The sequence below is a fragment of the Leucobacter soli genome (assembly GCF_042659205.1).
Classification (GTDB): Bacteria; Actinomycetota; Actinomycetes; order Actinomycetales; family Microbacteriaceae; genus Leucobacter; species Leucobacter soli.
On record NZ_JBHSRW010000377.1, the window covers coordinates 1 to 1309 of the forward strand.

The following is a 1309-nucleotide window of genomic DNA, read 5'->3' on the forward strand; positions in this document are numbered from 1 at the left end:
CTCGCCGCGAGCTCTGCGGGCCTCCTCCTCGGGGTCGTGCTCGTCGTGCCCGTCGGCGAGCGAGCGGCGACGCCGAGGGGGTGGGCGATCGTGGCCTGCGACGTCGGTCAGGGCGACGCCGTCCTGCTACGGGACCCCGCGCATCCCGAACTCACGGTGCTGGTCGACACGGGCGACGATCCGCGGCTTCTGGACGCCTGCCTCGAACGCTTCGGCGTCGAACGGATCGCACTGCTCGTCCTCACCCATGACGATCGCGATCACGTCGGAGCGCTGCCCGCCATCTCCGACAGGATCGACGCGGCGCTCATCTCGCCGACGGTCGCCGGGGAGCGCACGGAGCTGCGCGCCGTCGTGCGGCAGCTGGAGGCGGCCGGTGTCCCGACGCGGATCGGCGGTGCAGGCGATCGCGGCGGCGCGGGTGGACTGGCGTGGCGCGTCCTGGCGCCGAACCATGGCGGGGCGCCGACGGACACGAACGCCGCGAGTCTGGTGCTCCTCGTGGATGCCGGCCAGGCGCGGGTGCTGATGCTCGCCGATACCGGTCTCGAGGAGCAGAGCCGTCTGCTGGAGGTCGGAACGGATCTGCGGGCCGAGGTGCTGAAGGTCGCGCACCACGGTTCGCGGGACCAGGATGCACGGCTCCCGAGTGCGGTCGGCGCGGGCTGGGCGCTGGTGTCCGTCGGTGCCGGCAATGGCTACGGGCACCCGAACGGGGATGCGCTGGCGACCTTGTCCCGTGCCGGCGCGCGCGTTCTGCGGACCGACCTTCACGGAGCGATCGCACTCGTCCCCGATGAGGGCGGAGGGTTGTCGCCGTGGGTCGAGCGGGCCGGGGAACCTCCTCCGGAGGGTCGGAGCCGGATGTCGGTCGGCAGCCCTAGAGTAGAGGCGTGGCAGTGGGCAAGGCGAAGATCGCGCAACTCGGATACGACGAGGCGCGCCCGGCCCCTGTGGTGCTGATCAGCGGACCGGAGCAGTTCCTCGCCGATCGTGCCGCACGCACGATCCGCGAGACACTGCGCAGCGCGGACCCGTCGATCGAGATCCACGACGTGGATGCGTCCGGCTATACCGCGGGCGAGCTCTTCACCATCGCCAGCCCCTCGCTCTTCGCCGAGCCGCGGCTCATCCGCGTCACGGGCGTCGAGAAATCGAGCGACGCCTTCATCGACGACGCGAAGCGCTACCTCGAACAGCCCGCGGACGACACGACGCTCGTCCTTCGCCACGCCGGAGGGCAGCGCGGCAAAGCGCTGCTCGACGCGGTGCGCGGCGCCCCGGGGCACGCGCTCGGCGCCGTCGAGGT

2 protein-coding genes are annotated in these 1309 nt (G+C 72.2%); both read left to right on the forward strand.

Going from position 1 to position 1309, the window contains the following annotated elements; translation table 11 throughout:
* Positions 1-963, forward strand: a 963-nt coding sequence (locus ACFPZL_RS13300; RefSeq protein WP_382335848.1) for a ComEC/Rec2 family competence protein, incomplete at its 5' end; no start/stop codon positions are given.
* The coding region (locus ACFPZL_RS13305; RefSeq protein ID WP_382335850.1) for a DNA polymerase III subunit delta at positions 894-1309 on the forward strand (416 nt) is incomplete at its 3' end. The genes ACFPZL_RS13300 and ACFPZL_RS13305, both read left to right, overlap by 70 nt.